Origin of the sequence: Bradyrhizobium sp. ma5 (genome assembly GCF_042258955.1) — a bacterium.
GTDB lineage: Bacteria > Pseudomonadota > Alphaproteobacteria > Rhizobiales > Xanthobacteraceae > Bradyrhizobium.
In genome coordinates this window covers 2,008,407-2,021,768 of sequence record NZ_CP170156.1, presented here as the reverse complement: position 1 = coordinate 2,021,768, position 13,362 = coordinate 2,008,407, and the positions used below count along the sequence as shown (strand labels likewise).

Here is a 13,362-nt window from a genome sequence, read left to right as displayed (position 1 = left end):
TGAAGGCTGCTCGGAGTCAACATGTGGAGGCAACATACCCTAACCAGCTACCGCAGAGCTGATTACGACAAAACGGCTATGCCCCGAAGCGTCAGCTCGGTCGCTCAAGGAAATCGATTGTGCCCGCGCCATGACTCAAGCTCGATATCTCCTGACATTTGCATCACATTCACAAGCAACGTCGCATTGCTCCTTTGCGCGCCAAAAAGCGTGACCCGCCGGTCGGCATTGGTAGGCGAGTTGCACACCGTCATGCGGGAGCATCCGCGGACGGCATCGCACCGAATGCAGCAGCAGCCACGCTACCAATAGAATCCGCTTTTTGACCCTCTCGAGTCGCACCTCGTCAGAAGCAATCCCGGCTATGCTCGGCTGAGTATCTCTGCCATAGCCCAGCGCCGGAACTCCTTAACTGCGACGATAGTTTGTGCATGCTCGCTGACCAACATATAGATTGAGCGATCGACGGGCGTGAAGCCGAACGGAGCCACAAGTTCTCCCTTCTCAAGGTTGCTTCTGACCAGCACCTCCGGCGATATTGCCGCTCCAAGTCCGCCTTTCGCCGCCTCGATAGCTAGCGAAAACGAATCAAAAACAATATCACGCGATCCACGCAAGCATATCGCAGTGGCCTTTGCCCATTCGTTCCAGGCGTCCAACTTGAGCGATTCATGCAGTAGAGGAATTGACAAAATGTCTGCTGGGCCTTTCATCGCATCGAGTGCAGTTGGCGCGCATACGGGCCCAATCATCTCGTTCGAGATGTGTACCTCATCGACGGGCAGCGGCTGCTTCAATACACCGCAAACAAACATTACGTCCAGGGCACCGACAGCCACCGAATTTAGATCCGCATCTGTTTTGAAAACAAACTCGATATCGGAATGCGCCTGCCGGAACGCACCAATCCGCGGCAAGAGACTGTGCGACAAGAATATAGCTGAGCTCCCCACCACAACAGATCTTCCTGCATCACACCTCCGCAGTTCGTAACATCCTTTCTCAAGCGTCGTGAATGCGCTCTCACACCTGCGCTTCAGCTGTTCGCCATCGGACGTAAGCCGCACTCCCGTGCTGTGACGGACGAACAATCTCTTCCCGAACCAATCCTCGAGAGTGCGCATCTGGTAGCTTACCGCACCTGTGGTCATGTTTAGACCATCAGCGGCCTTTGAGAAGCTTGGAAACTCGCTCACCGCCTCGAACAGGTGAAGGCTTTTTAGAATCGGCAACTTGCGCATTTAGTTTACTTATTCCCCTGCTCCCCAGACCCATTCAACGGGCATCGGGCATGCTGTGCGCTCGGCTCTCTCGGCCCTACCCTTCTGCACTCTCGATCTACCCCCTTAGTCTCGAGCGTTTGGACGTAGAGATGTACAGCCGCCGCGAATATCTGTGCCCTGCAAGTGGAGTCTCACAGAGATGACATTGTGCATGCGACCGCGCGAGAGCTTTGAACGGTGTTTGAGGTGAGGATAGCAAGTGTTGGGCCAACCCTGGGGTTTGCGAGGCCTTGGCTATCGACCGATATCTGCAGTGACCTCGCTGCACTTGATAGGGGCGGCCATTGCTCATCTCGAATTCGAGCACGTGACCAGCTCGTGGTGAGTTCTCAACGCCCGCTGCTTTGAAGTGAGCAACTCCCAAGGCCGCGTCCGCAAGCTGAGTGCGAAAGCGAATGAACAGCCGACCAGACCATCAGCTTGTTCATTTCGGTCTGCTGAAGCGACCGCAACTGGGTCGCTGGGCCGCCAAGCTTCGCAAAGGGACGCTCCCTTGCGACCGGCTACGGCTTCCGGCGCTTCCTTCTCCGACTTCACCCGGGCCGTCCCCGCGCCTTTCAGGACGCGCTATCGAGCCGGTCGGCATTCCTGAATCGTCGCAGAACTCCTCGTAAAACGTTGAAGGACTTTGGCGTTGGCGAGTTTGAGGATCGCACTGCATCGAGCTGTGGCAGGAAATATTCCGTGATCTCGCTGCTCGCAAACTGGTCCTGAATTTTGCAACCTAATGATCCTTTTCCCGGCCGGCTTTAATCAAATAGGTCCGTATGGCCAAGGCGTCGTCCCTCGACAAAATAGCGCTGAAATCGCCCATTCCCTTGTTGGCGCGAATTCCACCGAGAACGATATCGAAGAATTGTCGCTGCGCCGCTGCTTGCATTGGAATCAGGATCGGAGCGTTACCGCCGACATGACACAGTGCGCAATTTTGTTCGAAAAGTTGCCGCCCGGCGTTCACCAGCGTCGGGTCCGTGACTTGCCCCACTCGCGCCGATGCGCCGGATTCCGCGACAGCGGCGCTCTGGGATTGGGTGGGCGGAGGAACGACATTTCCGCCGAGCCGGAGCGCGACAATTCGTGACTTCGCGCCGTCGCTGCGGTCGCCTGCGAGGAACGCCACATATTGAACCCCGCGGACCATGTAAGTCATTGGTGCTGCCACGATCGGATTGCCGATGAATATGCTTTTTAGCCTGGTCCCGTCGCGGGCGTTTCGCACGTCGAACGTTCCGTCCAGATAGCCTTCGAAGACCAGATCGGCCGCGGTGGACATTACTCCGCCCGGACGGCTAACGCGGTTCTTGTCCTGGGTGTTTGGCGTGGTATCCGCTTCCCATTTGATCTTCCCGCTTACAGGATCCATTGCACGCAAAAACGATCGAGGCGGAGTCTTGGGTTGTCGCTTGATAACGTCCTCCAGATCGGGGCAGACGCTGACCTCGCAGAAAAGATCAAAATGCCCCCTTGCATCCGGCCAACCTAAATCGACGTGAAAATTGACATGGGATTTCTTGTAGGAAAACGCTTCGGCAGATAGCGCGAATACCTGCCCCATCTCCAATACTGGGATGTATACCAACCCGGTCTCACGATTGAACGCCATTGGCTGCCAATTGTGTCCGCCACCAACATTCGGGAATATGAGGCGCGGCGACTTCCAATATCGGGCTTGCTCACTCACGATAGGGCGACCCGTCGTCATATCCACTCTGGCGGCCCATGTAAGCTTTTTCAAATATGGCCGTGCGGAGAGAAGTTCGCCGGTCACTCGGTCCAGAACGTAGAAGAATCCATTTTTTGGAGCCTGCATAATGACCTTGCGAAGCTTCCCACGGATGCGGAGATCAGCAAGGATCATTTTTTGGGTAGCGGTGTAGTCCCAACTGTCGCCAGGTGTGGTCTGGTAGTACCATTTCAGGCGACCGGTTTTCGGATTGATGGCCAAAATTGAGGAGAGAAACAGGTTGTCGCCGCCACGTGGACTGCGGATGATCTGAGGCCAAGGTCCACCATTCCCGGTGCCGACATAGAGGAGATCCAGCTCTGGATCGTAAGCCATGCCATCCCAAGCTGTACCGCCAAGCCCGGCGTCCCAGCGACTATCTTTGTCCCAAGTCTTGGCGGCCTTCTTGAGCTCCGGATGCTCGAAGCCATCGCGCGGGTTCGCTGGAACGGTGAAGAACCGCCACGCCAAATTCCCAGTTTGAACATCGTAAGCGCTTATATAGCCCCGCGCGTCAAATTCTGCGCCGCCATTTCCAATGACTACGATATCACCGGCAATATAGGGCGCGCCCGTGCTCGTGTAGGCGCGGGACTTGTCAATGATTGTATCAACCTTCCAGTCGACGTCCCCGGTCTTCGCGTTGAGGGCATACAGCGTTCCGTCAAATGCCGCCACATAAACTCGATCTTTCCAAAAGGCGACGCCGCGATTGGCGGGTCCGCAGCAGGATTTCGCGTATAAAGTTGCAAAACTTGCCACGCCTGGATCAAATCGCCAAAGTTGCTGACCAGTCTCCGCGTTGAGAGCATAAACCATGCCCGCGATGCTGCTGGCATACATGACATTGTCCACAACGATCGGCGTCCCCTCCAGCGTCGTGGAACCTTCGATGTCGCGCGACCAGGCATATCCGAGCTTCCCCGCATTGTGCTTGTTGATCTGTTTGAGCGGAGAGTCATAGCTCTGGCGCCAATCGTGCCCACCGGTCACCCATTGGCCGCCATCCTCGTTGGTCTTCAACCGGTCTATCGTCACCGCACCGGTCGTGCCTGAAGCGCATGGCTTAGAAGATATGGCTATCAGCAAAAACGCAGATATTGAGAGAACGATCGCACCTCTAACGACCGCCTTTCCTTTTTTTGTGGCCACCTTCACCTCACCCATGGGGTTGGGCAATCGACGCCGCCCGATCGCTTGCACCATTCGTTGCTGATGCCAGCCGGACCCGTCATATGTTCCTAACAAGATCACCCGCCGCGCCACTGGTAAGACGGATGCACGCAAAGCGCTCCGCCCTGGCGGCAGCTTTCGCGAGCTCGTGAAGACGCCTAGTGACGGCGGGCGCTGTGTCATTCCCTCTCCGACTTGCAACACCTCTTCAGCCCGGGTGCACACCTCCTCGTCCCAATTCCTGCTGACTTACTTCAGCATTCGCTAGATTCATTCGCCATGACGGTGCTCTGCTTTCAAGGGTGAACGACAGCAAGGGACGTGCCAGCGCTCCGATCTCGCACTAAGCGCTTGCGCGTTTGGGCAGTTGGCGGCGCAAGAAAGCGTGCGGTGGCATGACTCTCACACGGGTCCCTTTAGCCGTTGTTAGCAACCTGACAACGAGCGGGAGGCGGGGCGCTGCCGGGCCATGCCGACGGACTTAGATCGTCGGTTAAGCTTCGCTCTGGCCCCAAGGACGACGAGACTGGGGCTGGCACCGATTTTTCGTGAGGCCTAAGCGTTCAGACGAAAGCGGCGGTGGGCAAATTGCCGGGACGCCAAATTTTCAACTCCGATTTGCGCTCGCAGCGAACCATCAGACTTGCCTCGCTGGCGATACTCTGAACTTGGCTGTCGCCCGGATGAAGATCAGGGCATGAAGCGCAAGCCGTCTTACGGAAATCGGGATCGCGGTCCGGTGATCATAGCGGATAGGCGCCATCTCTGAAATCACGACGGCCGGGTCGGCGATCCCCGTGCGGGCAGATCAGCGTGCTCTTGATCGGCCTTTTTCTGCGCTCCGACGCGTCGCTCGTAGTGAGCGGCCAGCTGTAACAGGCGCTTCTTGATGAACGGGTCAGCTTGCTCTGCAAGTGCCCGCACCGTCCGCGCCCTCTCTCTACAAAACTCGTCGTCCATGGCATCCCGCTGAAATCTCAGCGGGATAGTGCCAGCTAAGCGGTTGGGCTGCGTGTGATGCAGGTTACATTGCGTAGGATTTTCCCGGCAATTCCGCGGCGCTTTGGAAGCAAGCGCCCGCCTCACTCAGTGACAAACGCGGCCCCCGCCCATGCGCCTTTTCGCCAGACGACATTGCACAAGTACGTCTTTTTCGGCCGAACGATGAGGGTGAACGGGTCCGGAAGGGATGATGGCGGGTCTGCCTTCAAAGCTGCGCCATCCTCTGTGATGTCTCGCACGACACAGCACAGTAACGGACGACCAGACCTGATCACGGCATTGTCCAGCGATGGATTGCGCGCAGGCCTTCGCCTGTCAGAAAGGACAATCATGTCCGAGCCCACCAATAATTCGTGCAAATTTGATCGATGCGGCGCGAGAACAATTGAATTTCAACGCGCAATTGGCGTGCCGCGCACCTGCTGAGGGACCGTGGGCGACGCTGCTTTATGCTGTGCGCTGATTGGATCGGCCTTTCCCGCGGCGACGCCGCGACCTCTGACGGCGACTTCGGGGAGGATCAAGTGATTTTGTCGCATCCGTTACCGGTTGCGCCGTGGGTTCGCTGGATGGCGGATCGATGGTTGATCGAGGCGGCTCTCTTCGAACGGCCGCGGCCTTTTCGAGCGCAGAGAGGAATTGCCGCCCCTCTTCCGTGATTTCCCAGCCAAGAGCATCCCGAAACACGAACCTGGCCGAGAAGATATTCAGGTCAGGCGCGTGCTCGGCCAGCCGCTTCATGCGATCGGTCCAGTCATGGCCGCTGTTCATCAGGAGTTCAACGGCGTACCGTATTTCGGCAACGGAAGCCCGCCCGGCAGGTTGGCCGGCCAGCACTTTCAGGACGGTCAGCTGGAAGGACACTTCCACCTCTCCGGTGGGCCGGGTGTGCAGTTTCGGTGCAATGGATCAAGTATAGAGGCGCAAAGTCAACGACATGGCGCGGTTAACCTCAACTATATTGGCTAACCGCGAGCGCTGACGTTCCAGATTTACCTCACCGCGCGGCATCAAGGTCAACGCGCGAGCTCGCTTGCCTCGAGTCGCGAAAGGCGTCCGGCATCAGCGTAGCGGACATTGCCCTCCAGCCGCAGCGCCGCCGGGCCTGTATGGTCCCTGCCTGGCGGACGCAAGCTTCAGCTACGGCATCAATTTGACCTGCCGACGACATCGTTGCCTGCGCCGGTCTGTGCGCGGCATGCACCTCGGCCTACGGGGGACGACGAGCGTCCGATTCGGACCGTTCTTCACCGCCTGACAAGGAGTATCTCGCCATGCCCGAAACACACCTCGCCTGAAAAGCGTCAGTTTCCTGCGGGCGCTGGTCGAGCGCGGTTTTACGAGACTGTACGAAGCTGTTAGTGTAGCCTGTTACACATCGTAACGCTCGAACGGAGAGAGCGGTACGCGAAATCGCCGCGCGCCCGCGACAGCCAGATCGGATTAGCCAACCCGAAGATCTTCGGCTGACATCTTGCCGGTACGACCAGCCTTCAGCTCGTAGCTTACCCGCGCCCCCTCTTCGAGACCGGTGTAGCCGGCCTTTTCGACGGCGCTGATGTGCACGAAGACGTCGGGACCTCCATCCTCCGGCCTGATGAAGCCATACCCTTTTGTTGCATTGAACCACTTCACAATACCCGTTGCCACGGCACCGTCTCCATAATCGAACGATTGTGATCTAACGAAAAGTCTCGCAGCCATCAAGGTCGGCGGCAAGAGACGCACGGCCTGGCTGCGGACATCTCACGTCCTCGACTTTCTTGCCGCGAGGCTTACGCGAGCGCCGCTGGATGCGGGCCGCAAGCGAGGCCTTAACCACGAGGACACCTCGCTTTGAGGTTCGGATTTGGACGGTGTTTTGACCTGAGTGTCATTCGGCGAGCTTAGCGATTGCAGGAAAGTTGCAGTGAAGAGACAATGCCGCGCTGATCGAGAACCGAGCCAGAGCGGATCGCCCGATCACCCTGGCAGACCCACGCGGCCAAGAACTCCTTCGTGCAGCCCGGAGCAGGATCACCAAGCTGCTCCATGCTTACTTTGAAGGTACATTCATCTTGACCACCACAGGCTGCGGCGAGCGCACCCGTGGCGTTGCCGCGGGCCGAGACCCAACGGCAGTTGCCGCCATACGTGCCAGCAACCACTGAAATACCTGGCTGCGTGACGTCATCACGGGTTGCAGCTCGCAGCGCATACGTGGCGGCCGCGATGATCAGGGTAACAAAACCCACACCACCCAATCGAACGAGCTGCCCGCGCAGTTCTGGCGAGGCCGCTTGAAAGCATCCACGAATGAGCCTTCGTGCGGGCACCTCGAAACCGAAATGCAGCAGGATTGCGACGCAAGTCGCTAAAGTGAAAGCCAGTGCGAGCGCAGCGAGGTGGCCGAGCAGTTCACTTCCGGTTTCCCAGCTGACCACCGGAAAGCGCTGAAAAATGATGAGGTGCACAAGATAAAGAGCAAAGCTGGCTTCTCCCAGGAAGACAAGCCACCTTGCCGACAACAACCGTCCTGCGCTGCTGACGGGCTGAGCCGCCGCGATAAGAATTAGCGCGACCGGCGCCGCCAGAGCGATATTGTTGCGTGCAATATCGAACAAGCTCATTGAAGCCCCAAACGGCGGTTTATGGGCGGTAAACCAGAAAACCCAGGCCATCGCGACGACACCGATCACTGCGGCGGTATCAAGCAGAGCTCGAGGTGGTCTAAAATCCTGAGCCAGCCACAGTTCATGAAGTTTCGCCAAACAACAGCCGAGGACAAATTCCCATACCCTGCAAAACGGCGCGAAGTACACGATCCAGAGGATGAGACTGTTTTTCCAGTTCGGCAACGCCGCCTCCGTCCCATAGGCATGAAGCGCAAACAGATTGATCCGGTTCTGATGCATCAACACCGCAACGTCGAGACCCAACTCGATTGTGACTGCTCCAATCGCGCACAGGATCGCGGCGGGCACAGTTCGGATCCGCGCAAATAACGGGCAAACGATCGGAAAAACGAGATAGAAGAACCATTCGGTACTCACTGACCAACTGACGATGCCGATCGGCTCGTACTGCCAGACGGGCGCGACACCAGCCACGTTCGCGAAGAACCAAGTCTGAATCATTCCAAGCTGAAAGGGGACAATGTGCCAGGAAAATCCCTCTGTCGCCCTCGGCGTTCCCAGAAGCCACGGCCAAACCATCGGTCCGGTCAGCAGTTCAACAAGGAAGAGAACAACAAAGAGCGGATAGATTCGCGCTATGCGCGCCACGAGGAATTGCGGGATCGCCTTCCGCGGGCTGTCGGCAATCGAGGTGCCATAGTTGTATTGAATAACAAAACCACTCAGCGTGAAGAAGACGGACATCCCGAACAGGCCCAGTGTCCCGATACTGATATCGAGTGTCAGGCTGGTGCCCTCCAAGAACAAGCTACCGCCGTGAGACACTGCCACCGCCGCTGCTGCGATAAACCGGATGCCGGTCAACGCGGGTATCTGCTTCACCATCGATGTCGCTCGTCAGTCGCGGCAGTGTGTATCAATCTTGGCGGTCGATGGGAGCAAGGGGCAGTTTGGCAACAGACCAAAACTCTCAATTCCAGGACGAGAGCAAACGAGAAGAAGCGCCGAGATCGCGTCGCACGCCATATGCGGCGATCCGCTAACTCCTTCGGTCGGTCAAGCGCGCTCTCGATGCGCCTGCGCAGCTTATCGAGAAGCCGCTTGAGGCTGAACCTCTGCCTTTTGGTAGGGGTGGCGTGGAATCGACGACCAAGTCCGCGTTCGATCACTTTTAGTGCAAGGCGCGATCTTTCAATCGGTGAGCGACATACGTTCCCTGGGTGGGGGACCGTTTTGTAGCGGGGCGCAAATCATACGCCGCATCCCAGGAAGAAGATTGTTCTCAACGACTTATTGAGCAGCCAAGCTGGGTCCGTCAGATTCTTGCTTACAAAAACGTCGGCGCTTCGGCGTGCCATCGCGCGAGACCGTCGATATCTACCAAAACGATTTTTTCCGACAGCACAGCAGATTCTTTCGCCTCCTCGGTGAACGTGGACGTGGAGACAACGTAGCCCCGAAGTGCGCCCTGCTCTTCAATCACGCCCTTGAACTGTTGGATAGTCGGTCGCCCCACCCTGTTTGCGGAGGAGTTTCGCTTGCATTGAACGATAATCAAACCATCAGGATGAACGGCGAAGCCATCGACGCCGAAGTCATTTGAGTCCGCGTCGCCCAGGCCTTGAAGCCCGCCGCGTCGAAAAAGCTCATCGTGTGACGCTCGAAGTGAAAAGGGTCCATGCTGAGCAGATAAGCACGAAGAGCCAACTCTTCGGGAGGAACTGCGAACCGGGTGGGGTCCATGGGCTGCTCTTTCATCGCAGCCTTCATTTGAGCGCTAGCTCGACGCAAGCGCTCGTCTTGGACTATGGCGTCAATGATTTCGGCAATGTGGGGCCGCGCTTCCGGGTTTGTAACGGCGGCTTCGATGATGGACGTAATGCCTGCTGTACCGAGAACAATCAGCAACAGCACCGGTACACCGACAGCGCCGCCAAACGCCGCTACTCCGGCGGCGTGTCCTCCGACCAACGGGATGGCGGCCAACGTTGCGGGAAGAGCGATCTTCATCGACAACGGCAGATCAGAGTTCCAGTAGTTTGACACTGCCTCCGAAACGTTCTTTGCAATCGCAACGATTGTCGCTCGCGAATTAACGAGTGAATCCAATTCCTTGAATTTTGCTGTCGGGCTCAAATCACTCCCGATGACAGCGCGAGATTCGCTAAGCCATCGTACGGCGGCTGCCCGATCCTCCGACCGCGTCGTATGCCTTATGGCTGACGCAAACCGGGCGACCAGCCACTTTCTTATTCCTTCTGTGATGGCATCAAACATAGCTGCTTTCATAACGCGGACCGGTGCCATCAGTCCTAAAGTGATGCACTTGTCCCCTTCCCCCGCATTCAACATCTTTTAGCGCGTCGACAATCTATGCTTTGGACGCACCAGCTATTGCGCGCATCTGCTGGTTGATATTTTATCCGACCCAAAGGGTCCGGGGGCGCTTTCAATGCGAATAGTTTTCACAATCTTTGCTTTGCTCGCGGCCAATTTGACGTTCGTTGTCATACCAGTTCAGGCCGGCGACAGCCCCCCTGGCAGGCTAGACAGGATCACCAAGTCTGCCCGCGAGATGATGCCCTCGATGCCGTCCGTCCCGTTACCGTCAATGCCGGACCTATCGCTTTCCGATCTATCCGATCCAGCCGGTAGATTGATGGCCGAGTTTAACTCGTTCACGCAACAGGTCGGCGACGCTTTGCCCCTACTCGAACAGATGGGTTACGAGGTAACCACGTTCAAAGTCACTTGGGGCCTTCCGCCTAAGGCGCGGTTGCGGCTAAGGTCCAACAGCAATAGCGACCCCCAGAAGGTAACCGCTATCGCAGCAAAGACTCCGAGCAACAGCGTATTGGTGTCCGCCCTTATCTCCAGTGCGGCGACCGCCAAGCGGATTCAGAGCAACATGAAATTGGGCACGGCATTTCTTGATGTTGACTTCGCAGTTCCGCCACGCGTGAGCATGAAGTTCGTAAACTCAAGGGAAGGCATTAGAGAAGAGCCGCGCGATATGGATGACCTGGAAATCGCCTGCAGGTGACGAGGCGTCAAGTTTAAACCGCCCGCTGGAATAGAGCTAAGAAAAAACTCCAGAAGCTCGGAATCTCCGCTCCGCCATAGCCATTACCTCAACAAACCGAGCACGGCCGCGTATAGGCACGTTGCGGATGGGCTCCCTCGCAGCAGTCCCTGGTAAGCCACGCTGGTTCGCCTGGTGTCCAAATTGCCGCTGGCTCGAGAAGAGGCGGTAAGCGGCCCGCGATATCCAGTTCGTTCGCAGCCGTGGCGCCGCAACGGTAGCAATCGTGCCCTGACGCTGCGAAGATGGGAAAGAGCCGCGGTGTTCATTCCGTTCGGCACGTCGCCTTCAAGCATCACGCCACCTACGTTCCACGGCAAGAGCCGCTAAGCTGTTGATTTGGCGTGCTCATAAGCCGTGGCGCTCGCGTTGTTCGCGGTGATTTCACCCAATTCGTTGCTGTTTCGCGGCGTTCTCAAGATGATGTAAGCTTGGGGCCATTCGCCGGCATTTCGGTTTACGTTTCTGACCAAACTGTCAGGAGATGAATGTGTCCGACCGTATTCAAAGCGCCGGCGCCTCGCACGCTGAGTTTATGCGAGCCGCGAATGACGAACTTGCCAAGTTCGAGCGCCACGAGCGGGAGTTTCGAAAGAAAGACCGCGACGAACGGGCCAAAAGATTGCAGTTGCCGGTGGAAAAGTACGACGCAGAAGATTGGCGCGTGCGGAAACTATCAATATCAAGCCCGCTTCATCGAACGTGAGGCCGCGCCTACCGGCAGGTGACATGAAACATGCCTCGAGATGTCCGATCAAGAGGCTCCGGGCTCATGCATGTACTCATGAGCATCAACCTGCGATTCGGTCTTTATCCCCATCACACCACATGCTGTGGCCAGCTCGTTTAGACCGTTCAAGCCCCAAGATTCGGCGTCCTGGCACTTAGGTTCGTCAACCGCCTTCGTTTTGAGGGAGACGAGCACCAAACACGTCAGCCTGTCCGGCTTCACCGCCGGGGGTTGGCGTGCTCGGTAGCCGAGACCACCTTCCCCGCTAGAGAAGCCACAATACAGAAGCGGCTTTGGCAATGTGGTCTAACCTTAAGTCCCTCAAATTGGCGTGCCAGTCCCTCAAATTAGGTGCGCGTCAGGGAAGAGGGAACGATGCTGCCGGTCGCCGGTTTTTCGACAGTGCCGTTTTCAATCGGACGTGGCTCTGATTCCATAGCACGGACCAGCTCGCGGCTGGCTCGAGGCGCGCCGATGACGTGCTTTAACGCGGCGCGCTAACCACACACCTATTCGGACTTTTGCGAAGGAAGGGTGCCGGTGTGGAGTGCTGCGAGCAGTGAACCGTCGTCAGCAAACAGGTCCCAAATCATGATCCCGGCAAGTTCATGGGCGCGCGCGTACATTGCCTTGCGTGCGAGAGAGAACGGATCGTCGTAGCTGATCCATATGCGCCGTTCGGCATCATAGAGCCACGGCACCTGGGCCGCCTCGCTCCAATACCGGCGAAAGCCCTACTCTTCTGGTCGCCGGGCCACGAGATCCCGATAATCGATGCCGTCACTCCCTCCCCACTCCGAGCTTGCTGTCGTCCCCTTTTGGAAGAGCCCGCCGTTCTCGGGCGGAACGTCCGCAACGGCTCGGCCGTAGAAGGCGACCCCGAGCGTCACCTTGGTCGGCGGCACGCCGGCCCGGATCAAGGCCTTCACGCTCGCATCGACATTGAGATCGGGATTTGGATCGTCGGCGCAGGCAAACAGCGGGGCATTGAAGCCGGCAAAGGCCGAGCCGGCGTGATAGTCGTAGGCCATCAGATTGATCCGGTCGACCAGCCGGGCCAGAGCGGATGCCTGTAGATTGACGATTTTGTCGGGGGCGGCCGACACGGCAATGGTGAGCTCCAGCTCCCTGCGCTCCGATGCGGAAAACCTGTCGAGCTTTCGGCGAAGTTCCGCGATCAGGAGCGTGAAATTGTGCCGGTCCTCAGGGCGCGCGAGATTACCTTCACGCCCTCCCGAGACGGGAAACTCCCAATCGACATCCACACCATCGAACAGACCCGGATACGGCCGAAAGAATGCCTCGATGACGGATTGGGCGAACCGCGCGCGCGAGATCGGCGTGGCAGCGGCTACCGAGAAGTATTTCGATCCGCTCCAGCCGCCCAACGAAATCAGGATCCGAAGCTCCGGATTGTTCCGCTTCAATTCGGCGAGTTGGAGGAAATTGCCGCCGATCGGACTCGACGGCGAGGCGTCGTCGCAGGCTCCCGCGTCCGGACAGCGATCGGCAGGTCCGGCCAGTCCCTGCGCCGAAACGGTGCCGAACGCGTACATCAAGTGGGTTAACTCGCGCGCCGGGATCGTCTTGATGCTTGGACCGCCCGCCCGAGCCTTCCACGGAGCGACGTAGCCGGCGACCACAGGGCTCCTGGCCGACGTGGTCCACCCCTGGCGCATCAGCGCGCATCCGAATACGAGCGTCGAAAACCCGGCTGCAGCGAAGCTTCGGCGATCAACTGCCACGGCTCACGA

Annotated in this window: 10 protein-coding genes and 1 pseudogene; 2 read left to right on the top strand and 9 right to left on the bottom strand. The window is 57.9% G+C overall.

Annotated elements, in window-relative coordinates:
• Positions 1 to 362: 362 nt before the first annotated feature.
• The 8 genes from ACE103_RS09430 to ACE103_RS09395 form a co-directional block, all read right to left on the bottom strand.
• Positions 363 to 1,241 carry a LysR substrate-binding domain-containing protein gene (locus ACE103_RS09430; protein WP_375779193.1) on the bottom strand — a complete coding sequence of 293 codons (879 nt, stop codon included), beginning with the start codon at positions 1,239 to 1,241 and terminating at the stop codon, positions 363 to 365.
• A 766-nt stretch (positions 1,242 to 2,007) separates the two neighbouring features.
• Positions 2,008 to 4,173: a PQQ-dependent dehydrogenase, methanol/ethanol family gene (locus ACE103_RS09425; RefSeq protein WP_375779192.1), complete on the bottom strand. Its 2,166-nt coding sequence runs from the start codon at positions 4,171 to 4,173 to the stop codon at positions 2,008 to 2,010.
• Between the two features lie 777 nt (positions 4,174 to 4,950).
• Positions 4,951 to 5,139 carry a hypothetical protein gene (locus ACE103_RS09420; RefSeq protein WP_375779191.1) on the bottom strand — a complete coding sequence of 63 codons (189 nt, stop codon included), beginning with the start codon at positions 5,137 to 5,139 and terminating at the stop codon, positions 4,951 to 4,953.
• 489 nt (positions 5,140 to 5,628) lie between these two features.
• Positions 5,629 to 6,045 (bottom strand): hypothetical protein, encoded by a 417-nt coding sequence (locus ACE103_RS09415; RefSeq protein WP_375779190.1) that lies wholly within the window; start codon positions 6,043 to 6,045, stop codon positions 5,629 to 5,631.
• A gap of 579 nt (positions 6,046 to 6,624) precedes the next feature.
• Positions 6,625 to 6,831 (bottom strand): cold-shock protein, encoded by a 207-nt coding sequence (locus tag ACE103_RS09410; RefSeq protein WP_375779189.1) that lies wholly within the window; start codon positions 6,829 to 6,831, stop codon positions 6,625 to 6,627.
• 236 nt (positions 6,832 to 7,067) lie between these two features.
• Positions 7,068 to 8,681, bottom strand: coding sequence for an acyltransferase family protein (locus tag ACE103_RS09405; protein WP_375779188.1), 1,614 nt, complete (start codon positions 8,679 to 8,681; stop codon positions 7,068 to 7,070).
• Between the two features lie 442 nt (positions 8,682 to 9,123).
• Complete coding sequence (locus tag ACE103_RS09400; protein WP_375781062.1) at positions 9,124 to 9,414, bottom strand: restriction endonuclease; 291 nt, start codon at positions 9,412 to 9,414, stop codon at positions 9,124 to 9,126.
• Positions 9,351 to 10,073 carry a restriction endonuclease gene (locus tag ACE103_RS09395; RefSeq protein WP_375779187.1) on the bottom strand — a complete coding sequence of 241 codons (723 nt, stop codon included), beginning with the start codon at positions 10,071 to 10,073 and terminating at the stop codon, positions 9,351 to 9,353. The genes ACE103_RS09400 and ACE103_RS09395 overlap by 64 nt, the downstream gene beginning before the upstream one ends.
• A 175-nt stretch (positions 10,074 to 10,248) precedes the next feature.
• Between ACE103_RS09395 and ACE103_RS09390 the strand changes: the two genes are divergently transcribed.
• Positions 10,249 to 10,839 carry a hypothetical protein gene (locus tag ACE103_RS09390; RefSeq protein ID WP_375779186.1) on the top strand — a complete coding sequence of 197 codons (591 nt, stop codon included), beginning with the start codon at positions 10,249 to 10,251 and terminating at the stop codon, positions 10,837 to 10,839.
• Between the two features lie 529 nt (positions 10,840 to 11,368).
• The gene (locus ACE103_RS09385; RefSeq protein WP_375779185.1) at positions 11,369 to 11,584 is read left to right on the top strand and encodes a hypothetical protein; all 216 of its coding nucleotides are present in this window, start codon (positions 11,369 to 11,371) and stop codon (positions 11,582 to 11,584) included.
• Positions 11,585 to 12,117: 533 nt separating this feature from the next.
• Here the strand turns inward: ACE103_RS09385 and ACE103_RS09380 are convergent.
• Positions 12,118 to 13,251 (bottom strand): annotated as a pseudogene (locus ACE103_RS09380) (glycoside hydrolase family 18 protein).
• Between the last annotated feature and the right edge of the window lie 111 nt (positions 13,252 to 13,362).

Bases quoted from the DNA above. Each gene is read 5' to 3' on its own strand.
- ACE103_RS09430 (WP_375779193.1), bottom strand. From the start codon at position 1,241: ATGCGCAAGTTGCCGATTCTAAAAAGCCTTCACCTGTTCGAGGCGGTG.
- ACE103_RS09425 (WP_375779192.1), bottom strand. From the start codon at position 4,173: ATGGGTGAGGTGAAGGTGGCCACAAAAAAAGGAAAGGCGGTCGTTAGA.
- ACE103_RS09420 (WP_375779191.1), bottom strand. From the start codon at position 5,139: ATGGACGACGAGTTTTGTAGAGAGAGGGCGCGGACGGTGCGGGCACTT.
- ACE103_RS09405 (WP_375779188.1), bottom strand. From the start codon at position 8,681: ATGGTGAAGCAGATACCCGCGTTGACCGGCATCCGGTTTATCGCAGCA.
- ACE103_RS09395 (WP_375779187.1), bottom strand. From the start codon at position 10,073: ATGTTTGATGCCATCACAGAAGGAATAAGAAAGTGGCTGGTCGCCCGG.
- ACE103_RS09390 (WP_375779186.1), top strand. From the start codon at position 10,249: ATGCGAATAGTTTTCACAATCTTTGCTTTGCTCGCGGCCAATTTGACG.